Raw genomic sequence first — 22,857 nt, 5'->3', positions numbered from 1 at the left:
GGGGTAATTATGATTTATCGCAAACAAAAGCCAACTTACCGTGCTTGTAGCTCAAGCGGGAAATGTTGGTATCACAATATGGGCTCAAATTATGCCATTGTGACACCGCTTTTGGTGCGGTGAAGTCGCGCATATAAACACGATTACCGATCGCATACGCCACATTTTTATCATCCAACCAGGTGTAGTCTTGTACCCCTTCAGGCATCACAAAGTGATCCGTTACCTGTTGTGTTTTTACCGAAAAGCTAGCAAACCATTGCTGACCATTTTTTTGGTGAGTAAACGAATATAGATTCTTTGCCTCATTGTATGCCAACGTACGGCCTATATCTTTAGCAACTTTTGTGGGCAAATGACCTGTAAGATCGGCGTACTGCAGGGTATGAGGTTCACCGAGAATAAACATAATGAGATCTTGATCTTGGCCCCAAGCATGATACCCAACAGGCTCGATATGATCGAAAATACGTTCAGGGGTTTTCTGTTCATCAAATGGATAAAACCAGAGCTTTTGTTTGCCGTCTGGCTCCACAACCACGCTCGAAAGCCCTTCTCCATGAGGATAGAGTGTCGGTGAAAACTCTGATACCGAACTGTTTGTTAAGTTACGGCTTTGTTTGCTGGCAAACTCGTAAAAAAATAAGTCCGTTTGGGCATTCTGTGTTGCTGTAACTTCCTGAGTAAAATATACCCCTTTATCGGTGACCAAAGGCTGATTGTGATAACTGTCATCTGATGTTAACGAGGTTACTTTTATTGAACCTGCCACTTCACTGGCCAACAGAATTTGGCTTTTCGGCATTGCCGCTTGTGAAGTTAGAGTGACGGTTGCCAATATGCAGCCAACAAGTGGTATAGATACTTTCATTATGGTCCTTTTTGTTTTTCTTCTATCATACTGAGTTGCACATTAAACCACAAAACTTGCTATTCGCGTCGCTTCGAGTAACAATCGAATTTAACCTTTTTGTTAATATTTTGAGAATTCAGAGGCGTCACTATGTCCCAAAAACACCCAATTATAGCTATTACTGGTAGCTCAGGGGCAGGTACCACAACGACTACCAACGCAATAAAACATATATTTCGCAGCTTAAGTGCAAACGCCGCATTTATTGAAGGAGATAGTTTTCATCGCTACACCCGCCCTGAAATGGATAAACTCAAACGCGAAGCCTTACAAGAGGGTAAACACATCAGCTACTTCGGCCAAGAAGCGAATGACTTTGCGGCACTAGAAGAGCTTTTTAGCCGTTATGCAGAACATGGCGATGGCAAAATAAGACGCTACTTGCACACCTTTGACGACGCCGTGCCTTATAATCAGTTACCTGGCACCTTTACACCCTATCAAGATTTGGAACCCAATACTGACGTACTTTTCTATGAAGGGCTACATGGCGGTGTGGTAACAGAAGACCATGATGTCGCCAAACATGTCGATTTGCTGATTGGCATGGTGCCTATCATTAACCTTGAGTGGATCCAAAAGCTTATTCGCGATACGAATGAGCGCGGTCACTCAAGAGAGGCCGTGATGACATCTATCGTGCGCAGTATGGATGATTACATTAATCATATTACTCCGCAGTTTTCACGTACCCATATTAATTTCCAACGCGTCCCCACGGTAGATACTTCCAACCCATTCAGTGCCAAAGACATTCCGTCACTGGATGAAAGCTTTGTGGTGATCCGCTTTCGTGGCATTGATGACGTAGACTTTCCTTATTACTTACAAATGATTGACGGCAGCTTTATGTCTCGCATGAACACCCTTGTCGTTCCCGGAGGGAAAATGGGTTTAGCGATGGAACTGGTGCTGACACCACTGATTAAAGACTTACTGGTGAAAAAACGTGCACTTGAGAATATGGCACCCGTAGACTTACCTATTTAACTTGCTTGCTCACCTCGTGCAACTTACACTAACTTCCCTCTTTTTTGCCGTTGTAGGGAGTAAGTGATGGCACAAAATAAGACTTTGAAAGTGCTGGTAGGGTCTAAAAACCCAGTGAAAATAAGCGCCGCAAAACACGTTATTCAGGGTTATTTCCCAGACCATCAGGTTGAATGCACAGGCTTACATGCCCCCAGTGGCGTACCTGAGCAGCCTCTTGGCGAAGACGAAACACGTCTAGGCGCACAAAACCGCGTGAGTTACTTACAGCAACACCATCAAGCCGATTTTTATTGCGCGATGGAAGGCGGGGCTCATCAATTCAGTTATGGACCAGCCACCTTCGCCTACGTGGTCATAGCCAACGCGCAATACACCAGTGTGAATCGCAGCAGTAATTTACCCCTACCTCAACCTATTTATGACGCACTTGTGGCTGGAGAAGAATTAGGCCCAGTGATGGACCGTGTGTTTAATACCACCAACATCAAACAAAAAGGGGGAGCAATTGGTTTGTTAACTAACCATGTCGCAACCCGTGAAAGTACTTATACTCAGGCTCTTACGCTGGCTATGGCGCCTTTTTTACACCCTAATTTGTACACAAAACAAGATACTTGCAATGAAGTATAGTCATATCCTATTCGACGCTGACGAGACTCTATTTAGCTTCAATGCGTTTCTCGGCTTAAAAACCCTGTTCGCACAATATGACATTGAGTTTACTGAGCAAGATCATAAAGAATATCAAGATGTTAATGCGCCACTTTGGCTTGACTATCAAGCAGGTCGCATTGATGCAAAAACCCTACAAGTCACCCGTTTTTCCAAATGGGCAGAACGCCTGAAGGTGCCGGCATGTGTTTTGAATGAAGGCTTTTTAGAATCCATGGCCAGTATTTGTGAACCTTTACCCGGTGCACGCAGCCTGTTAGCCCATCTAAAAGGCAAAGCAACGCTTGGCATTATCACCAATGGCTTCGCGGCTTTGCAAGAGAAGCGCTTGGCACATACAGGGCTCAGTGATTGCTTTGACTGTTTAGTAATATCTGAATTAGTAGGTACAGCCAAACCAGACCCTTATATTTTCGCCCACACACTGTCCTTGTTGGGCAATCCAGATAAAAACAAAGTCCTTATGGTAGGGGATACCCCCAGCAGCGATATTCTGGGGGCCAACCAGTTTGGCATTGATAGTTGTTGGTTACAGCACCCGGGAAAAACCTGCCCAGAGGGCGTAAAGCCCACATATACGGTGCAATCGCTGATGGAGTTAGAGGCTATTTTAGGAACAGACCATTAACTCCATAAAACATGAAACAAAAAAAAGCGCAGTCATCACTGCGCTTTTCTAGCTGTTTGTCGCATTTCGCCTAGGCTGTATTACTACAACGCGCTACGTTGCCTGAGCACTTCGAACAAGCAGATCCCGGTCGCGACCGACACGTTCAAACTCGACACCGTCCCAACCATTGGAATTTTCACCAAAATATCACAGTGCTCCCTCGTTAAACGGCGCATACCATCTCCTTCTGCCCCCATCACAATGGCGATAGGCCCTGTTAGGCTAGCATCAAACACACCCGTGTCTGTTTCACCTGCGGTCCCCGCCACCCATACACCAGCTTCCTTAATATCACGAAGTGTACGTGCTAGATTGGTTACTTGAATAAGAGGGACGGTTTCTGCCGCACCACAAGCTACTTTACGTGCCGTGCCATTGAGTTTGGCTGACTTGTCTTTTGGCACAATCACCGCGTGCACACCCGCCGCATCCGCACTACGCAAGCACGCGCCCAAATTGTGTGGGTCGGTAACGCCATCTAGCACTAAGAAAAAGGGTGTAGACTCTCTGGCTAAAATTTCGTCCAGATCTCGCTCGCTGTATGTGCGTGCTGCTTTTACATTGGCGATGATCCCTTGATGCTGCTCACCATTGGCTTTGTTATCCAGCGCCTTTCTTTGCATAAACTGCACTGAAATACCAAACTTTCGCGCTTCGTTGATCAATGGATTTAAGCGTTTATCTTCACGTCCTTTTAGCGCGTATATTTCTAAAAAGCGCTCGGGTTCCTTCGCTAAAATCGCTTCAATTGAATGAAACCCAAAAATTAATTCGTTACTCACCTTTGTTATGCTCCAGAGCTATTATTGCCGCGTTTTCTCGCGTTCTTACCCGGCCTTTTCGCCTTACTTTTTTTGGCTTTTGTCTTGGCTTTTCCCTTTGGCAACTCAGCCGCTGCTTTCTTAGCTTTTTTGAGTTTACCCTTTGGCGTCGTTTTTTTACCCTTTTGAGGCTTTCGCTCGCCTTTTCTATCCGTGTCGGTATCTCCCTTCGTGGGGATTTTACCCGCCTTCAACTGAGCCCTTACACTACTCAGTGCTGGTTTATCTTCTGACTTGGCAGATTTGTTGCGACGCCTTGCATAGCGATCTGGTAACTGCTCCCCAGCCATCGCTAAGTTGATACGCCGATCGTCCAAGCTCACCGACGCCACCGCCACTTTTAATTTATCGCCTAAACGATATACCTGACGGCTATGCTCTCCAACCAAACAATGCTTGGCTCCGTCAAAATGAAAATATTCTTGTCCCAAACTGGAAATATGGATCATGCCATCAATTTGCAAGTCATCGAGGCGAACAAATAAACCAAATGTTGTCACTGACGATACAACCCCAGTAAATTCATCCCCAACGTGATCTTGCATAAACTCACATTTAAGCCAGTCTGCCACCTCTCGGGTCGCGTCATCTGCTCGACGTTCTGTGGTTGAACATTGCTCACCCAGCTGGTCCACTTCATCGTTGTCATACACATAAGCACCTGAAGTGCTGTGCCCCTGTTTGTTCAAGATGCCTTTAATGGCTCTGTGAACCACTAGATCAGGATAACGACGAATTGGGGACGTAAAGTGTGCATAGGCATCCAGCGCCAGCCCGTAGTGACCAATGTTATCCGGTTGATAGACCGCCTGTTTCATTGAACGAAGCAGCATGGTTTGGATCAGCTCTTGCTCTGGTCGTTCACCTAGCTGATTCAAAGCTGCGGTCAATTCTAATGGCGACGGATCATTTGGCAGCAAGCTTTCAATGCCTAAATCATTTAAAAACTGCCTGAAATGGCTTAACTTTTCCTGATCTGGTTCGTCATGAACGCGATACAGAGCACTGGCTTCATGCTTTTCAAGTAATTTTGCCGCCGACACGTTAGCCAAGATCATACATTCTTCAATCAGCTTATGGGCATCATTACGAACCAAAGGCACGATGGACTCAATCTTACGATGCGCGTTAAATACAAACCGAGTTTCCGTGGTTTCAAATTCTATAGCACCACGGATTTGCCTTGCTGACTTAAGTGCCATATACATTTGTTGTAAATCAGTCAGGTGTGGTACTAACGAGGCATATTGCTCACGTAAGAGTTCATCCCCTTGTAAAATGGCATGCACCTTGGTGTAAGTCATTCTAGCGTGAGAATTCATGACCGCTTCAAAGAACCGATAGCCAGATAAGTGACCGTCCTGTGAGACCGTCATTTCTGCCACCATACATAAGCGGTCAACTTCAGGGTTAAGTGAACATAAACCGTTAGACAAGACCTTAGGCAACATAGGGATCACTTGTTCAGGAAAGTATACCGAGTTACCGCGCTCTATCGCTTCCCTATCAAGCGCACTTCCCTTAGGGACATAATGAGAGACATCTGCTATTGCCACCCATAAACGCCAGCCACCTGATTCTTTACGCTCACAATAGACCGCATCGTCAAAGTCACGGGCATCTTCACCATCTATAGTGATTAAGGGTAAGTCTCTTAAGTCCACTCGACCTTGTTTATCCGCCTCCGCAACTTCTTCACCATGAACAGCAACCTGAGCCAATACCGCTTCGGGCCAAATATGTGGAATATCATGGTTACGCAGCGCAACTTCAATTTCCATACCCGGGGCCATGTGTTCACCAAGTACTTCTATCACTTTACCCACCGCGTTCATTTGTCGAGTGGGGCTTTGCGTGATCTGTACTTGCACCATTTGGTTGTGTCGCGCGCCATTCTCACTACCAGGAAGAATGATAATATCCTGCGTAATGCGCGGATCTTCCGGTACCACAACCGAAGTACCATGTTCGACAAAGTAACGCCCAACAATAGGTGTCCGTTCAGCCTCAAGTACTCGAACAATACGTGCCTCAACCTTACCACCCGAACCACGGCTGGCAGCTTTTGCCAACACAATGTCACCATGTAACACAGAGTTCATCTGGTGTTTGGCGATAAACCAGTCTTTCTCTTCGCCTTCTACAGCTAAAAAGCCAAAGCCATCGCGATGGCCTATTACGCGTCCTTTCACCAACCCATCATCGGTTGGAATAACATAACGCTTGAATTTGTTGAAATGTAGCTGTCCGTCACGCTCCATAGCACGTAGACGACGCTTAAACGCGATTTGACGTTCATCATCCAACACATTGAGGCTATTACAGAGTTGACTAAAGGTGGTCGCTTTGTCGGCAGTTTTAATGTGCTCTAATATAAATTCGCGACTAGGTACTGGGTTTTCGTATTTATCTTGCTCTCGACTGAGATGAGGATCCTGTTTTGACATTCACTAACTTGTTAATTGAGTTATGTTGTTATTTTAACCCAAAACCCGCTAATGAGACAGGGACAGGGCATGAAAGTTTTATTTAACGCGTGGCGAGTCAGTTTCATTAGATTGACAAGCACTTTTTCTTGTCCACATGGTACACTGCCCACCCATTGAAACTAAACGATGTTCACCATGCGCCCAGAGCAAACTTCACTTATCTACCTTCACATCGCCGTGTTGCTGTTTGGTGGTACCGCGCTGTTTTCTAAATTAATTAACTTATCAGCGCTGGATATCACCGTGTACCGTACGGGCGTGGCTTTTGTGGTATTGGCAGCACTGCTTAAGCTCAGCGGCAAGAAACTGCGTTTGGCAAACGGCCGTGACTATCTTATTGCTGTACTGCTAGGTGTTGTGGTTGGCCTTCATTGGGTTACCTACTTCGCAGGTATGCAAATGGCGGGGATTGCCACTGGGATCATCGCGTTTTTTACCTATCCGGTGATCACGGTATTTTTGGAGCCTTTATTCACCAAACAGAGCATTAAAAGCAAAGACGTCATCAGTGCACTGATTGTATTGTTTGGTATTTATTTGCTCATTCCCGAGGCAAGCATTGGTAATCAAGTGACGCTGGGGATTATCACGGGTATCTTTTCTGGTGCTCTGTTTGCGACCCGTAACCTACTACAAAAGCGCTTTTTCGCCTCCTATAGTGGTCCGCATACGATGTTTTATCAAACACTCACAGCGTGTGTGATGTTAGCAGCGTTCGTTGAAGTTGAGCCAAGTGCGCTGCCGAGCCAAGATGTGTACTACATTTTATTAGCAGGAGCCGTATTTACAGCAATCCCGCATGCGCTGTTTGCTAGCAGCTTAAAGCATTTATCGGCCACAACCGCTGGATTAATTTCTTGTTTGCAACCCTTGTACGGGACGCTATTGGCCTTTATGCTGTTGGCAGAAAAACCAACAATAATGACCTTGTTAGGCGGGTTACTGGTGATCAGTGCAGCCTGTTTCGAGACTTGGTCTATCACAAGGAAAAAGCCACATGCTAGTATTCGCGCATCGGGGTGCCAGCGGTAATTACCCCGAAAATACGCTCAGTGCTATTCGCGCCGCTTTACAAGCCGATGTAGATGGCATTGAGCTTGATGTGCAAAGTTGCGCAGATGATTACGCTATCGTCCATGATACTTGGCTCGATAGAACCACCAATGGCACAGGCAAGGTCAACCAAACCAGCCTGCAAGACATTCAGTTATTGGATGCTGGTAACGGCGAGCATATTCCTAACTTACAGCAGGTATTTGATGAGATTGGTCAAAAAACAATGATCAACCTCGAACTGAAACATACATTTGGTTTAGACCAGTTCGTCGCCAGCATAGAGCAAAATGTTCAAAATGGCGTAATTAATAGAGATCAGCTCCTAGTCTCTTCTTTCGACCATCATCAGCTGGTGTGGCTCAAGCAAAACCTACCTTGGGTCAAAATTGGCGCGCTAACCGCTTCTATCCCTTTGCATTACGCCGAGTTCGCACAACGACTGCACGCCTACAGCATTCATATCGACAAAAACTTTATCAATCACCAATTTGTTGATGATGCGAAGCAAAGAGGGTTAAAGGTTTTTGCCTATACCGTCGATAAACAGCAAGACATTGAAGATATGCGCGCGTTTGGAGTGGATGGAATTTTTAGTAACTTTCCTTGTTACGCAAAAATGATTTTATCGCGTTCTTAGCATATATTATTGATTAAAGAAGTATTTGTGTTTTACCTACTTGTCGCTGCCAACAAGTACACTCAATAGAATAAACATGGATATGCAGAGCTAACAATGAGTTTATACATGCGCTTATATAATCAAATTGAACAGAGTTTTTTCTACACGCTGTCACGGAAGATCTTTGGCAACTTAAGTTTCGTTTTTGCTTTTCAAATTATCACATTAATATGGCTTTACAATGAGTTAGAAAGCAATAACAGTACAAGCCTAGGATTATTTTGGCTAATGGCGTTGGGCGCTGTGGGCGGATTTATATTTACGTTGTTTTATATGCGTTTTTTGATTGTTCGCCCAGTGCGAGCAATGCGAGATAGCCTACAGCAAGCCAATCGTCAGGATGGTAATCTCAACGCCACATTACCCAAATTCACATATGATGAGTTCAGAGAACTAAGCGAACAATACAATACCTTTACGCAGCATCTAAGGGAATTACTGGAAAAGACTTACGAAGGCGCACAAACTGCCGCCACCAGCAATTACCAAGTGACTCACTCTATGGGACAAACCGCAGAGTTTGGCGCACAGCAAATAAACATGAGTGATTCCATAATTGCTGCCAGTGATCAAGTAAGTCATAGCCTGCAAAGTATCGTCGCCAATACCGATCAGGTGTATCAAGCCAATACCGAAAGCTTGCACTTCGTCAGAAGTTCTTCACAAGAGCTAGCCACTTTAGTCGATGAAGTAAAACAAATCACCGAATTATTGGGTAACTTTTCGAGTACGGTGTCCGGCTTGAAAGAAAACAGCGAAAACATTCGCAGCATACTAAAAATGGTCGAAGAGTTTTCCGATCAAACCAACCTATTAGCGTTAAATGCTGCCATTGAGGCCGCTCGCGCAGGTGAAGCGGGTCGCGGTTTTGCTGTGGTGGCCGATGAAGTTCGCAGTCTCTCGGTAAAAGTCAATGACGCGACCAGACAGATAAGTGATTTTATTAACCAAATGAATAGCTTAGTAGGTGAAACCAATCGCGAGTCGGAACAGCTGATCAGCCATTCAAAATCAGCAGAGCAAGCCATTAGCAAAACCTCCAAAGGCTTCGCCGATATGAGCCATGACTTTGAACGTAATCAGGCACAGCTTGAACAAATTGCCAGCGCGGTTCACCAGCTTGAGTCAACCCAAGCTCATACCCATGAAACCGTGCAGCAAATTGTGGCGCTGGCCCAGCAAGCAAAAACACAGATTGATGCGGCACTAAGTGATTGTCAGCGAGCACAACAGCTCACTGAAACCACACAAAAAGAACTACAACGCTTTGTTTAAGCTGTTGTTGCTGTGGGCCGTTAAGCGCGCCCCACAGTAAACGAGATAACGTCATCAATTCGGCTTTTACCCAAAGCCAACATGATTAATCTATCTACGCCTAATGCGACCCCTGAACAGGGTGGTAAACCATGTTGCAGCGCCTCAATAAAATGCTGATCAATCGCAACTTGCGGTAACCCCATTTGCGCACGTAGTTGATTATCCGCCTCAAAACGTTGAGCCTGTTCGGTCGCATCCGTCAACTCATTGAAACCATTTGCCAGTTCCATGCCTTGATAATACAGTTCAAATCGCCCAGCAACACGAGCGTCTTGCTCGTTCAATTTAGCCAGCGCCGCTTGTGAGGCGGGAAAGTGATAAACAAAACACGGCGCATCAATGCCAATTTTTGGCTCAATCTGCATACAAAACAACAGCTGTAGCAAGGTATCTGGGTGTGTTTCTGTCGCTGCAATATCCTCATAACCGTGCTCGCTTGCACATTGTTTTAACTCATCCAGACTCGCACACAAAGGGTCTAATCCCAATATATCTATAAAGGCTTGCTGGTAGGTCATACGCGAACATGGCTGACAGTTTAATACCCGTTGCAACAATTGTTCTATTTCATCCATTAAAGCAAATTCATCAAAGCTCGGACGATACCATTCAAGCATGGTGAATTCTGGGTTATGGTGCCGTCCAGATTCTTCGTTGCGAAATGCTTTAGCAAGCTGATATATCGGACCGCTGCCTGCAGCGAGCAACCTTTTCATCGCAAACTCTGGGGAGGTTTGTAGATACAAATCTTGGCCTTGATGATTACCCGGTCCAACAAAGCGCGTTTTGAAGCTGACTAAATGTACATCCGTCACACTGGCACCACACATACTGGGCGTTTCTACTTCCAACACGTCACGTTCAGCAAAAAACGCTCTGATCGTCGCCAATATCTTAGCGCGTTGTTTTAAGGTTGAAATATCGGCACTGGGTGCCCAAAGTTGCTCTGACATTACACTCTCTCACTAACCAAAAATCCCAGCAATAGCTGGGATTTTTATGTCTGTCTGAAAATTCAGACACGTAATTAAAAAATTACTTCACACGGCTTACGTATTCACCGGTACGAGTATCCACACGGATAACCTCACCGATTTGTACAAACAATGGAACACGTACCACTGCGCCAGTCACTAAAGTTGCAGGTTTGCCACCCGTACCCGCCGTATCACCTTTTAGGCCAGGATCTGTTTCTGTGATCTCAAGCTCAACAAAGTTAGGAGGCGTAACTGCGATAGGGTTACCATTCCATAAAGTGATGGTACATACATCATTTTCTACAAGCCATTTTACGTTATCACCCACCGCCTTTTCATCAGCTGCGATTTGCTCAAATGTCTCATTGTTCATGAAATGCCAGAACTCACCGTCTGTGTATAGGTAAGCTAGATCCGTGTCCATTACGTCTGCGCCTTCTACCGAATCGCCAGACTTAAACGTTTTCTCTAACACTTTACCTGAGATCAACTTACGGATCTTAACGCGGTTAAATGCCTGACCTTTACCAGGTTTAACCATTTCATTTTCCAAGATGGCACAAGGTTCGCCATCTAACATAATTTTTAAGCCGCCCTTGAACTCGTTGGTGCTATAATTCGCCATCGTATCCTCTAATCATCTTTTATCGAGTAATAAACCTGCTAATGATACAAACAAATGAAGTAAATTTGCATAGTAACTGGCAAAAAGAATTGGCAAATGTAGTAACTTGCCCACAAACCTTACTCAATATGTTGGGTTTAGAGGCGTATTTTGACACAAAAGACCTCGAAGCGAGACGTTTATTTCCTGTGCGCGTGCCAAAGCCGTTCATAAAAAAAATGCGCTATGGTGATGCTAACGATCCTTTACTGTTACAAGTCTTGCCTGTTCATCAAGAATTCCTCGCCAAAGCGGGGTTTAATAAAGACCCGCTTCAAGAGCAACAAAGCGCGCAGCCCGGTGTATTACATAAATACCGCTCGCGTATCTTATTGATGTTGAAAACGGGCTGCGCTGTAAACTGCCGCTATTGTTTTCGTCGTCATTTTCCTTATCAGGAAAACCAACTGAATAAACGTTCTTTGCTTGATGTAGTGGAATATATAAAACAACATCCTCAGATCAACGAGGTCATCTTAAGTGGTGGTGATCCGTTAATGGCCAAAGATGATGCAATAGACTGGTTACTCAACCAGCTTGAGCCACTCAAACAGCTTAAGCGATTGCGTATTCACAGCCGATTACCCGTTGTATTGCCTTCACGCATTACCGAAACATTGTGTGAACGTTTAGCTGTCAGCCGACTTAAGGTTATTTTGGTGAATCATATTAATCATGCGAATGAAATTGACGAAACTTTTAGCCACGCCATGCAAATGCTAAAGCGCGCCAATGTCACTTTGCTCAACCAAGCCGTGTTGTTAAAGGGGATAAACGATACACCAGACGCACAGATTGCACTGAGTGAAGCACTATTCGAGACGGATATACTACCTTACTATTTACACTTGCTTGATAAGGTCGAAGGCGCTAGCCATTTTGAGGTGGACGAAACACAGGCCAGAAGTATTATGGCGCAGATGTTAGAAACGCTGCCTGGATTTTTGGTACCAAAGTTGGTGAGAGAAATCGGTGGCAAAACAAGTAAGACACCGATTGATTTACAGCTTGATTAACAATACGAATAACGCACGCGTTAAACATACACGTTAATATTGTTACCTAAAGTTGCTGTGGTTGATTTTGCAGGACTTTGCGCGGCTGCGCTAGACCCAGCGGCTTCAATCAAAGCAAGGGCTGCTCTCCCGTCTGCTTGCTGTTGCTTTTTGGCTAAAGAGGCACTGTATACTTCGCCACTTGAGCCTGCACCAGACATCACAGGCAGGTTATTTCCGGAAATATTCATAAGCGTTACCTGACTTTTTAGATGAATCCAAGTAGACTATCGGCCGTTTCAACAATAACTTTAGGAAAAATATGCAAACTATCATTGAAAAATTGAATGAAAACCTAAAAGTTGTTTACCGTCAATCACTTGATGCTGATAAAAAATTAGACGAATTACAGCAGCAGGGCCATGGCAAATTTAAAGCCTTATTCACCGAAGACGCGGGCTTTACCTTTGAAGCTAAACGCTTTAAACCATATGTATTAGATGTGGCGGCAGATGTTGAAGCACTGTCCAAAGCAGAGCAAATTGATGAACAAAAGCTGGCCTTTGTGGTTAAAAAACTACAACACCTGCTACAGCTACTCGCCACATTCAAATAGGTATTCCCTTACGACTGTTAAAGTAAAAAGTGCGCGCTGCCATGAGCGCGCCACTAAACTCTATTTTGATTCAACAACTGGCAGGATACTTTCTGCAAACCACTCTTTGAGCAATCGTTTTTCATAATAAAGCGTTTCCTCATGGCCAATCTTCGCTCGGTCCATAAATCCCATATCTTTAAGGTTAACATCGGATTCATTGATTAGCTGCAACCCTTTGTCATCAGTTAGGCTGTAGCTGATATCTAAACGTGGAAAATAGATGGGTTTTACCACACGTATATCATCAATGTTAAAGCGCACATCGCCTGCTAAATCAATATCATCAAAAGTAATACTTAATTTATAACCCTCTGGTAATTGCTGAGCGAGTTTCGCCATATGCTTTTCCAGTTGATGAGCCACTCTTTTGTGGTAACTCCCTCTTGCTTCATTAGACGGTCTTACATCACGGTAATCTTTAAAGTCTTTAAATGTAACTTGTGCTTCTCCAGCATGAACCACACATGCGCTGAAGATACCGACAATCATTAGTACTAACTTATTCATAGTTAAATCTCCTCATATCCACACTACCATCTTTGAGCAATTTAGCTGAATTTATGCTGACCTGTCTTTTAGGTTTACGCTCTTTTACATTAATTTGCAGTAAACATCATTGCATTTACAATCCGCTAGTTCACAGCTAGCGTCCACTTCTATTGCCAGCAAATAAGCCGCTATGTTCGTCGTAACGGCTATTGAGCTTTCACTTTTTGTTCTGGCACAGCAAACAGTAAAGCGTACAACACGGGCACAACCCCAAGCGTTAAAATGGTTGAAAACAACAAACCGCCCATAATGCTCAGTGCCATGGGCTCCCACATCTCCCCCCCTCCTAGATACAAGGGTAATAGCCCCAACACCGTCGTTGCTGTAGTTAATAAAATCGGTCTCATCCTCGCTTGTGCAGCCATAATAATAGCCACCACAGGGTCTTCGGGATTACTGTCGAGCTCAGTTTTTATTTTCTCCAGCAATACTATCGCATTGTTGATCACAATACCCGCAAGCGAGATAACGCCCAACAATGTCATAAAACCAAAAAATGACTGACCAATAAATAACCCCGCTACCACACCGATAAACCCCAGTGGGATGGTGACTAACACCAACAGCGACTTGCGGATCGAATTAAACTGCGCCACTAACAATAGGACAATGATCAGTACCGCAATCGGTAATTTCTCTGCGATAGACTGATTCGCTTTACCCGATGATTCAGCCTCACCACCCAGTTCATAGGTATAGCCAAACGGCCAATTTTTTTGCTGTTCATTTAACCAAGGCGTTAAATGTGCAAACCCTTCACTGGCTGTGATGCCATCAATTTGAGCGCCTAGTACCACAGACTTAACTCTGTCGCGACGAAAGATCTGTGCGCTCTCCCATACTACTTTAACATCCGCTACTTGTTGTAAAGGGACTGAGTTGCCAGAGGCTTGTGAATATACCGCCATCGCTTTTAGCTTGGCAATATCTTGTCTGTCAGCGGCCACAGAGCGTAGGATCACCGGGATCGTATCTTCTTTTTCTCGATACTGGGTCAGCTCTAAACCACTTAACCCCGTTTGTAACGAAGTGGCAATGTCTTCACTGGAAACCCCCGCACGACGAGCACGGGCTTGGTTTATATTGATTTCTAACTTTTTAATGGGCAGACCCCAATCATCACTCACCGACTTTAACCCTGCTGTTTGCTGCATTTTCGCTTTGACCTGCTGAGCAATTTCCATCAGTTGTGCTTTGTCTTCGCCCATAATGCGAACCTCAACTGGGTTATCAATCGCTGCGCCATTTTCTATTTTGCGCTGTTTAAGCAATAAATCTGGATGATTATCAAAAGCATAGCGTTCAATCTTGGCCATCAGTTCATCAATCAACGTATAGGAGGTCACTGACACTATCATCAGTGCGTAGTTGGCACTGTTTGGTTCCGGATTATGGCTGAGCAAAAACCTTGGCCCGCCGTTGCCTATGTAGCTCACCCACTTTGTCACACCTTCTGATTGCTGTGCGCTGACTTTGAGCTCACTTTCAAAAAACCTGTCCATGTCTTTAACTAGCGCTTCTGTGGTTTCTAAGCGTGTCCCTACGGGAAGCTCTAACTCAACTTTAAAGTAAGCTCGATCAGAGGGAGGAAAAAATAGCTTAGGAATAAACTGCAACGCCTGAATCGCGATGATCAACATCAATATGCTGGCACCCACAGTCAACCAGCGATGCTTCATTAAGCTCGTTAAAATGGCCCGATAGCTTTTATACCAACGACTATTAAATGTCTCTTGTTGCTGTGCCTTTACTTTTACAAACTTCACGCACAGCATGGGGATCATCGTCAAAGCTAATAGCCACGAACACAGTAAGGTGATCGTTACCACTTTAAACAAAGAAGCGGTGTATTCCCCCGTCGCCGACTCCGCCAGAAAAATCGGCAAAAACGCAGCGCCTGTGGTCAATGATGAAACTAGCAGTGGGATTTTGAGCTCTTGCGCAGACTCTACCGCGGCGTCCACCGCACGTCGTCCTTGTTCCATCTGCACCATAATGTTTTCTGACATAACGATGCCATTGTCTACCAACATGCCTAAGGCAATGATCAGCGCCGCCAAGGAGATCTGATCGATACTGATATCAAAAAAAGACATAACCAGTATGCCAAATACCATACTCATCGGAATCAAACTGGCCACCACAAATCCAGTGCGCAAACCTAAAGTAAATAGCATCACCACGGTGACAACCAAAATGGCCTGCACCAGATTAGAGACGAAATCATTGACTTTTTTCTCCACTTCCTGTGGTAAAAAAGACAGCAGCTTAAACTCCACTCCTATCGGATACACACTTTCCAAGCGCACAATGGCTTGCTTAACCTGCTCACCGAGCTCTAGATTGTTACCCCCTTTGCGCATCGAAATACCGATAGTGAGCCCTCGCTCGCTATCTACCCGCACCTTGGCTTGCGGTGGCTCAATGTGATCACGATAAACTTTCGCGATATCTGAAAGCAAAATAACTTGCTCACTCCCTGGAACATTAATAATGGTGTTGGCTATCTCAGATACTGACTCAAAATTACCACTGGGCTCTACCACCAGCGTTTCATCATTGACGTATAAGGTGCCGCCGGGATTGACGATGTTACGGGCTCTAAGTTGCTCTCTTAGATTAGCGGCGGATAGCTCCAGCGCTGCTAAGCGACTATTTTCAAACTCAATGAACACGCGTTGCTCTTGAGTACCATATATTTCTACCTTCGCCGCCTCAGGAAGACGTAAGAAAGTGTCTCGTACCTGCTCAGCTACATCCTGCATTTCTCGGTAACTATACCCTTCAGCGGTCAGTCCGACGACGATGCCAAATACATCACCAAACTCATCATTGACAATGGGAGCTTGAGTGCCATTGGGTAAATCACCTTCAATACTTTGTATTTTTCGTCGCAGGTTGTCCCAAATTGGCCGCATGTCTTTGTAACTCTCTTTGATATTAACACTGACGATAGACACGCCTGTTTTGGAGGTACTTTTGACAAAATCTAACTCGGGAATTTGCTGCACCACCTTTTCAATTTGATCGGTGACCAGCTCTTCGACACGCTGTGGGCTTGCACCGGGAAAATAAGTAACAACCTGAGCGGTGCGAATAATAAAACCGGGATCGTAATCTTTTGGCATCTTGTTAAATGCTAAGATGCCAAACAGCAACATGGAGGCAAAAATCACCCAAGCGGTGCGGTCATTTTCAAGCGCTAAACGAGTAATATTCACGATGCGCCTCCTTTAAATTTAACCAATTGACCATCCGTTACCTTACTCATGCCCGCCGACACCACTTGTTCACCAACAGATAAACCACTGGTAATTTGAAACCCATATTTGGTCATCTCACCCACTGTGACAGGCGTTTTGCTGATTTTACCCTTACCATTTCCCACGCTTGCAACGGTCCAAACATAGTTGCCAAGCTCATCTTTTAGCACCGTATTAATTGGTAAGTAGATAGCTTGCTGATCAGCCGATACTTCGCTGGCAAACACTCTGGCGGTCATACCCGGCAAAATGTTGTAACCTGAAGGGGGGCTCATTGCCAGCGTCACCTCGTAGGTATTGGTCACTTCATTCGCTTTGGTACTCACTTCCACAAAAGTCAGAGGGAAGCGGGCATTTTCAATCGCTGAGAATTCAGCGTAGATCTGTTTAGGCACATCTTTTGAAACCGTGATCATCATGCTTTCCGGCACATTCACTTTTATGTTAACGGTTTTTATATCCTGTAATGTCGCAATCGGCTGCTTGGCCTGAATTTCTTCGAACTGCTCTATGTGCGTGCGAGCAACCACGCCACTAAAAGAGGCGTGTAAAGTGGTATATTCCAGATTATTTTTAGCGGTCGCTAACTTATTCTTGGCGCTGGCATATTGTAGTTTTAATTGGTCGTAGTCGGCTTGAGAGATAGTGCCCGTTTTAAGTAGTTTTTCTGCACGACTGAAATCAGCACTGGCTTTGTCAAACGATGCTTGCGCTTCATCAAAGGCCAGCTTGTAGCTGGTGTCATCTAAAACCGCGATAACATCACCTTTGTTTACTTCTTGCCCTTGTTTAACCAGCAACTTGGTCACCTCCCCCGATACCTTAAATGATAACTCTGCGGTATTAGCGGCATCAACCACCCCAGGGAACTCTTGAACAGGCCCCGCATGAAACAACCCGACGGTGAGTGTTCTAACCGGTCTTAACTGAGTGTTCTGCTCATTTTCTTGTTCTTTTGGGCTGCACGCGATCAGTAAACAACACCCAAGTAACATCCAATACTTGCTAACAAGTCCCATAATAGGCTCCTACGAGATGTGGCGAGTAACGCCATTTGTTGAACTCAAAGTTAGCTTAATAATAGACTAGATAAGCCAAAGCACTTCAAACGTAGGTAATTAATTTAAGGACAGTTTATACCGTTCAAGCATGACGATAGACACCAATATTACCCGTGAGCTTCGGCTCACGGGTAATATTGTGGTTAGACACCTTCAACCATCAAGCGAGTATCTGGTAGGTAAGATAAATGTGGTATAGCCAAATCGGGACGTTCAACTCTGCTGATAGCATTGAGTGCTGCTGCTATCGCTCCTTCTTGCCAACCAGGCAGCGAAGACAGCTGATCACCTATGACGAAAAAGTTAGGAGCAGTTTGTGTATGGCCAGTATGAATACTGCTGCCTTGTGCTAAGGCATTGAAATGCGCAACCGCATTACCCGCATGTTCATCAACCGCATGCCATTGCGCCCAGCCACCTTTGATATAAGGCATATTTTGCCAAGCTATCGCCACGCCATGCTCTAGACCTTCGCCAAACGCCTTACCGAACAGCTTGGCACCAGAACGAGCTTTGTTTAAACGCTCATCGACAGGTAACTTACCCCAATCATAGGCAACCTCGGAGAAATTATATGCCCCGGTTAGCACCCCTTTTTGATCATGATAATCACATGATGGATACCAGACTTGTACTATTTCATCATCGGTCCACGAAATCCCGCCAAAAATTGGCACAACACCCACCTCTGAATCAGGTACGGTGAGTAGCTGCTCTTGGCAAGCTGCGGGAGAGCGAATATCAACCTGACTTCCTTGCCATAAATAGCGGTCTGCTTGCCAACCGACTTTAGTGGTACAGGCTAAAAACTTATCACGATGAACACCTTTATCATCAAAGAATTGAGCACTGTATACCGCGTTGAGAGCCTGTTTGAACGGCTTGTCCAGACCTCTATCTAACTGTACATCTTGAAGTGATCTATCCAGTATCTCTTTTAAAAATGGCACCGCCATGTTCACAAAACAGTAGTCGGCGTAATACACATCCAACTCAGTAGTGCCTATTTTACTGACTGATACTTTAAACTGCTCGCGGCTACTATCCCATTCAATACGTTTGACTGGGCTATTCAAATGAATAGTACCGCCTAATGCTGCCACTTGTCTGGCAAAGGCATGCTGTACTTGATCCATTCCTCCAACTGGCTGAAAAAGCGTTGCCTGCCACAAAAAGTCAGAAGGTTGATAAAAGCGGGTTTTATCCCAGAATTTTGAGTCTAACAAGCTGTTAAAGCTTAAAGGCTCAGCCGTCACACCAGCCTGTACGCCGGGCAACTCAGTGTAGCCAGCGCGCGTTTTACCGTTTTCTAAACCTGGCTGGCCTGCTGTGGTCACATATTTCCCATCCGCACTCAGTTCGCCAAAGCTTATCATTAGCTCTTTAAGTTGCTCCGCACGCGTGTTGATATCACTTGGCGCAACTTGACACTCAGTGCTACGTACTAACTGCTCCGCGTTTTCATAGACCAATTGTGCCAACCAGCCTCGCGTGTTGTGATCTAAACGGCGATACACCAAAGGCAACCCATTAAAGCTGTCTTTCATTTGTACTAAGTTCGACTCACTGTTCATCACATAGACTTCAACATCTACTCCAAATTGCTTTAAGTATGACAGTAGACGCTTATGGCTTGAGGGGATCCGCCCCGGCCCCGCATTGAGGTAAGGTTGATTATCACCCAAGGGTTGCTGAAAACGAACTACTTGGGTTTGACCTGGTTTTGAATTAAATAACTGGCTGTCTTGATCTTCGGTGAGCGTATCGCCAGTGCGAAGACTTAAACATCTTCCGCCAGTGCGATTTTGCGCTTCCAGTATGGTCACTTCCATACCCGTTTTTTGCTGCAATAATTCATATGCGGCAGTTAACCCAGACACACCTGCGCCAATAATAATAGCCTGTTTACCGGTAAACTTACCGGCAGTTAGCTTAATTGCTCCGGGGGTGACTTTAAACTGTTGATTGGTTGCGCTATCAAGGGCGGCATGTGCTTTTGCATTGGGGTGGCGACTGAGAAACTTTGCACGTGATTGATGGTTATCCATGGTTTGCTTCCTCCTAGGAAAATATGGCAGAACAGTCCGCCATATAACCGCTTGCTTTGCGGTTGCATCTAAACGTAGTCGAATCACCTGATAATGCGAATTACAAAGTGTTACACAGCTATAACGGTAGAGAGGGCATGTGAAGCGATAAACCGTGTATGTGTTTACCGCTTGATAGAATTATTTGAGCGTCTGTGTGATTTGACCACAACCATCACGAACACAAATGTGTGCGTAAGCGCCATTAAACAACGTTAAATTGGGTGATAAGTGACCTATGTCCATATCGTAAATCACTGGAATGTTTAGGTTGCCAATTACCTCATCCAAAGCCTGTTGTGACGTAATGTCTTTGCCAGCGCTGTGCGTCACAGCATTACGGCCCACTAACAGGCCGTTAATTTGTGCAAACACGCCTTTGAATTTTAAGCTTAACAATGCTCGCTTAAAGGCGGTTGGAGACAGCTCCGCATTTTCGATATATAAAATAATCCCCTCTGGCGCAAAGCTCTGTTTTACCTCAGTTAAATCAAGATAAGGTGTACCGATTAAATACTGTAAGGTATCGAAGCAACCCCCTATCAAGCGCCCTTGGATCAACTCCTGCTCCCCAGAGGGATAGGTTTGCCACGTTGTACGCTCGGTAAGCTGAAGCGTTGCATTGGGGTTGCTAGCAAATGATTCGCCAGTGAGCTGATAATACTTTGAAGCGTTTTGCACACAACTGTAACCACTTTGCGCTTGCATTAAATACGTGAGCGTTTGCGCAGTTAGTTGTTCTGTTTCATCGGGATGTAACTGCATTAAGTTGCTGCAATGGGCACTTGACCAGCCGAGTTTACTCATAAGCGCAAGCTGCACGGTACTGATGTCAGAAAAACCAAACAGCCATTTAGGCTTGGCTGTTTTCAAACGTTCAAAATCTAACAGTGGCAGAATGTCCATCGCAAATTCACCGCCCCAAGGAGGAGCAATCGCAGCAATGCTATCGTCACATAAAAAGGTCATTAGCTCTTGTGCTCTTTGCTCGGGTGAAGCGCTGACATGTTTTACATTCTCACGTAGACATTCACCTTCAATGACCTCAAACCCTCTATCCTGCAGGTGGGCCAAAACCCGCTCTAAACGCGGGTGGCATGTTTCATCAACGCCCGATGAAAATGCAGTCACTGCAATTTTACTGCCAGAGTTTAATGGCGATGGATAGATTATGTTACGCATAAAGAGTCGACATTCCGTATTATTTTGAACAGATATTACTGCCAATATTCAATGATTTTAGATATTTTACGTCCCTTAAATTCAAAGACGCTTAGGTGACTTTCAAGCTTGCCATCGAGCATTTGCTGACGCTCCACTGCAACGGCATTATGACCTGCAAGCATCGTCATAATCTTATATCGCGGTGTTGTGCGTTTATAATTTCCAGCATGGAGAAATTTAACGTAATTATCATACAAATGTTGCCTTGAATATGTACCTCCATATACTTCATGAACATATTCGAAGTCATCGGTAAAATTAGCAAATAGCGCGTCAACATCCGCCACCTTCGAGTCTTTCATTAAGATAGCGTTTTGCAGCGTATTGATCACATGTACACGCTCTTGTAGCTGCTCTTTTGCTAAGTTTTCTACTTGGCTGGCGCTTACCAGCGTCGAAAATAGCACCAATACACCCAATAATATCTGCTTCATAATGTTACTGTTCATTGTTTTTTGTATTGTTATTTTAGGAACAGTATCGAAAAGCGCCGCATACGGCAACATCGTTTTGTAAATATATGACTAAGCTTAAAGTACATGATGTAAAAGCAAAAAAACCGGCAGACGCCGGGGTTTTCGTAACTAGGTGTAGGTGGTGATGTTGACCAACGGATACTCATCCAGCGGCGAGTGATAGCTTGCAAAAATATGAAACAAATTGGACTAGCTGCTACAGAGCCGACTTTGTTGCTTTGTTATAAGCCATTAAATGGTCAATAACTTTATCTGCAATGTCTTCTAACTCTTGCTGAGTATTGCCACTTGCGACATTTGTAACCATGAAGATACCCATGTTTTTCTTCGGATAAATGGCAAGCCAACTAGAAGTCCCCATTGAGCCGCCGCTTTGGTATAACATTTGTTCATTTGAATCGTATTCATCTGTATACCAATAAAATGCTGCACCATGGCCACTCCAACTCTCATTCAGAAGTGTATGAGAAATAGCCACCTCTGGTGCTGAAGATAGCTGATATTGAATATAACGAGTGAGTGATTCAACGCTTGAGGTTAGCCCTCCATCTGCAAACCAATATGCGCTGGCCAAAGGCATTTTTTTACCCTCTCCGTCTGTTCCCTGTGTAATTTCACCTGGCTCATAGTGAGTTCCCCTAAATTTGGTAAGCTTCTCGCCAGACTTGGTTGTTATGATTTCAGATAAAAGTAAGTCAAAAGGTTTTTGGTACACAGATTCCAGAATATACGCAACTAAATTAGTGCCGGAGTTTGAATATTGATATTCCTCACCAGGTATAGCGTTAAGTGTCACTTTGCTAAGATCATCAAAGTAATTGTCTCTGGTATATTTTGATATTTTTTGCAAATAGGTGCCTTGCCTAATATCTTCGCGGTTGTACGCAAAATCTTCTGGAAGCCCACTGGTATGAGTCATAAGATGTCGTAAGGTGATATATTGATTGGACAGCTCTAAATTTTCGTATGTATTATTTTTCAGGTAATGACGGATATCTATATCAAGCTCAACTTTCCCGTCTAGAATGGCTTTAGCAACAACTAACCCAGTATAAGTTTTGGTAATAGAGCCAATTTCGTAAATTGTTTGGTTGTTCGGAATATCACCATTACTTAATTGCCCTAAATGATATTGGTAAACATTTTCTGCATCTACAATAGCGATTGAGACCACCTGACCAACATTTCCATCTATGAATTCAATAATTTAGATTTCGTATTTGCCTCAAACGTTACTGCATCATAGCTTTTACAAGAAGCCAGAACGGTCATTAATGAAGTCAAAAATAGCAA

General features: G+C 44.6%; 21 protein-coding genes. 8 read left to right on the top strand and 13 right to left on the bottom strand.

The window, feature by feature from the left end:
• Positions 1 to 7: 7 nt before the first annotated feature.
• The gene (locus tag C2M32_RS01630) at positions 8 to 871 is read right to left on the bottom strand and encodes a hypothetical protein (RefSeq protein ID WP_105166789.1); all 864 of its coding nucleotides are present in this window, start codon (positions 869 to 871) and stop codon (positions 8 to 10) included.
• A 132-nt stretch (positions 872 to 1,003) separates the two neighbouring features.
• Between C2M32_RS01630 and C2M32_RS01625 the strand changes: the two genes are divergently transcribed.
• The 3 genes from C2M32_RS01625 to yjjG all read left to right on the top strand — a co-directional run bounded on the left by C2M32_RS01625 (position 1,004) and on the right by yjjG (position 3,206).
• Entirely contained in the window at positions 1,004 to 1,903 is a 900-nt protein-coding gene (locus C2M32_RS01625) for a phosphoribulokinase (RefSeq protein WP_105166788.1), read from the top strand.
• A 66-nt stretch (positions 1,904 to 1,969) separates the two neighbouring features.
• Entirely contained in the window at positions 1,970 to 2,536 is a 567-nt protein-coding gene (yjjX, locus tag C2M32_RS01620) for an inosine/xanthosine triphosphatase (RefSeq protein ID WP_105166787.1), read from the top strand.
• Positions 2,526 to 3,206, top strand: a complete 681-nt coding sequence (gene yjjG, locus C2M32_RS01615) for a pyrimidine 5'-nucleotidase (RefSeq protein ID WP_105166786.1) — start codon at positions 2,526 to 2,528, stop codon at positions 3,204 to 3,206. The genes yjjX and yjjG overlap by 11 nt, the downstream gene beginning before the upstream one ends.
• Before the next feature lie 83 nt (positions 3,207 to 3,289).
• Here the strand turns inward: yjjG and rlmB are convergent, their stop codons facing one another.
• Positions 3,290 to 4,030: a 23S rRNA (guanosine(2251)-2'-O)-methyltransferase RlmB gene (rlmB, locus tag C2M32_RS01610; protein WP_105166785.1), complete on the bottom strand. Its 741-nt coding sequence runs from the start codon at positions 4,028 to 4,030 to the stop codon at positions 3,290 to 3,292.
• Positions 4,031 to 4,035: 5 nt separating this feature from the next.
• Positions 4,036 to 6,516: a ribonuclease R gene (gene rnr / locus C2M32_RS01605; protein WP_105166784.1), complete on the bottom strand. Its 2,481-nt coding sequence runs from the start codon at positions 6,514 to 6,516 to the stop codon at positions 4,036 to 4,038.
• A gap of 177 nt (positions 6,517 to 6,693) precedes the next feature.
• On the opposite strand from rnr, the gene C2M32_RS01600 reads away from it, so the two are divergent.
• The 3 genes from C2M32_RS01600 (at position 6,694) to C2M32_RS01590 (ending at position 9,568) form a co-directional block, all read left to right on the top strand.
• Positions 6,694 to 7,590 carry a DMT family transporter gene (locus tag C2M32_RS01600; protein WP_105166922.1) on the top strand — a complete coding sequence of 299 codons (897 nt, stop codon included), beginning with the start codon at positions 6,694 to 6,696 and terminating at the stop codon, positions 7,588 to 7,590.
• On the top strand, positions 7,556 to 8,251 hold the full coding sequence (locus tag C2M32_RS01595; protein ID WP_105166783.1) for a glycerophosphodiester phosphodiesterase: 696 nt from the start codon (positions 7,556 to 7,558) through the stop codon (positions 8,249 to 8,251). The genes C2M32_RS01600 and C2M32_RS01595 overlap by 35 nt, the downstream gene beginning before the upstream one ends.
• Positions 8,252 to 8,359: 108 nt before the next feature.
• Positions 8,360 to 9,568 (top strand): methyl-accepting chemotaxis protein, encoded by a 1,209-nt coding sequence (locus tag C2M32_RS01590; RefSeq protein WP_105166782.1) that lies wholly within the window; start codon positions 8,360 to 8,362, stop codon positions 9,566 to 9,568.
• Between the two features lie 20 nt (positions 9,569 to 9,588).
• Here C2M32_RS01590 and epmA read toward each other — a convergent pair whose 3' ends face one another.
• Positions 9,589 to 10,563, bottom strand: a complete 975-nt coding sequence (epmA, locus tag C2M32_RS01585; protein WP_105166781.1) for an elongation factor P--(R)-beta-lysine ligase — start codon at positions 10,561 to 10,563, stop codon at positions 9,589 to 9,591.
• Positions 10,564 to 10,645: 82 nt separating this feature from the next.
• The gene (efp, locus tag C2M32_RS01580) at positions 10,646 to 11,212 is read right to left on the bottom strand and encodes an elongation factor P (RefSeq protein WP_070986301.1); all 567 of its coding nucleotides are present in this window, start codon (positions 11,210 to 11,212) and stop codon (positions 10,646 to 10,648) included.
• A gap of 41 nt (positions 11,213 to 11,253) precedes the next feature.
• Between efp and epmB the strand changes: the two genes are divergently transcribed.
• On the top strand, positions 11,254 to 12,267 hold the full coding sequence (gene epmB, locus C2M32_RS01575; RefSeq protein WP_105166780.1) for an EF-P beta-lysylation protein EpmB: 1,014 nt from the start codon (positions 11,254 to 11,256) through the stop codon (positions 12,265 to 12,267).
• Between the two features lie 20 nt (positions 12,268 to 12,287).
• On the opposite strand, the gene C2M32_RS01570 is transcribed toward epmB, so the two are convergent.
• Positions 12,288 to 12,497 (bottom strand): hypothetical protein, encoded by a 210-nt coding sequence (locus tag C2M32_RS01570; protein ID WP_070986303.1) that lies wholly within the window; start codon positions 12,495 to 12,497, stop codon positions 12,288 to 12,290.
• 71 nt (positions 12,498 to 12,568) lie between these two features.
• On the opposite strand from C2M32_RS01570, the gene C2M32_RS01565 reads away from it, so the two are divergent.
• Entirely contained in the window at positions 12,569 to 12,862 is a 294-nt protein-coding gene (locus C2M32_RS01565; protein ID WP_105166779.1) for a prephenate dehydrogenase, read from the top strand.
• Between the two features lie 60 nt (positions 12,863 to 12,922).
• Here C2M32_RS01565 and C2M32_RS01560 read toward each other — a convergent pair whose 3' ends face one another.
• From C2M32_RS01560 to C2M32_RS01530, 7 genes are all read right to left on the bottom strand, one after another.
• Complete coding sequence (locus tag C2M32_RS01560) at positions 12,923 to 13,411, bottom strand: DUF3016 domain-containing protein (RefSeq protein WP_105166778.1); 489 nt, start codon at positions 13,409 to 13,411, stop codon at positions 12,923 to 12,925.
• 188 nt (positions 13,412 to 13,599) lie between these two features.
• Complete coding sequence (locus tag C2M32_RS01555; protein WP_105166777.1) at positions 13,600 to 16,674, bottom strand: efflux RND transporter permease subunit; 3,075 nt, start codon at positions 16,672 to 16,674, stop codon at positions 13,600 to 13,602.
• Complete coding sequence (locus C2M32_RS01550) at positions 16,671 to 17,735, bottom strand: efflux RND transporter periplasmic adaptor subunit (RefSeq protein WP_105166776.1); 1,065 nt, start codon at positions 17,733 to 17,735, stop codon at positions 16,671 to 16,673. Before C2M32_RS01550 ends, C2M32_RS01555 begins: the two co-directional genes overlap by 4 nt.
• Before the next feature lie 185 nt (positions 17,736 to 17,920).
• Entirely contained in the window at positions 17,921 to 19,825 is a 1,905-nt protein-coding gene (locus tag C2M32_RS01545) for a flavin monoamine oxidase family protein (protein ID WP_105166775.1), read from the bottom strand.
• 180 nt (positions 19,826 to 20,005) lie between these two features.
• Positions 20,006 to 21,046, bottom strand: coding sequence for a S66 family peptidase (locus tag C2M32_RS01540; RefSeq protein WP_199886093.1), 1,041 nt, complete (start codon positions 21,044 to 21,046; stop codon positions 20,006 to 20,008).
• Between the two features lie 35 nt (positions 21,047 to 21,081).
• Positions 21,082 to 21,522, bottom strand: a complete 441-nt coding sequence (locus C2M32_RS01535) for a hypothetical protein (protein ID WP_105166774.1) — start codon at positions 21,520 to 21,522, stop codon at positions 21,082 to 21,084.
• Positions 21,523 to 21,760: 238 nt separating this feature from the next.
• Positions 21,761 to 22,738, bottom strand: coding sequence for a serine hydrolase domain-containing protein (locus C2M32_RS01530; RefSeq protein WP_158678074.1), 978 nt, complete (start codon positions 22,736 to 22,738; stop codon positions 21,761 to 21,763).
• Between the last annotated feature and the right edge of the window lie 119 nt (positions 22,739 to 22,857).

This window comes from Pseudoalteromonas sp. T1lg23B (genome assembly GCF_002964665.1).
Lineage (GTDB): Bacteria > Pseudomonadota > Gammaproteobacteria > Enterobacterales > Alteromonadaceae > Pseudoalteromonas.
The sequence above is the reverse complement of the archived record's forward strand: the minus strand, read 5'-3'. Positions and strand labels throughout refer to the sequence as shown.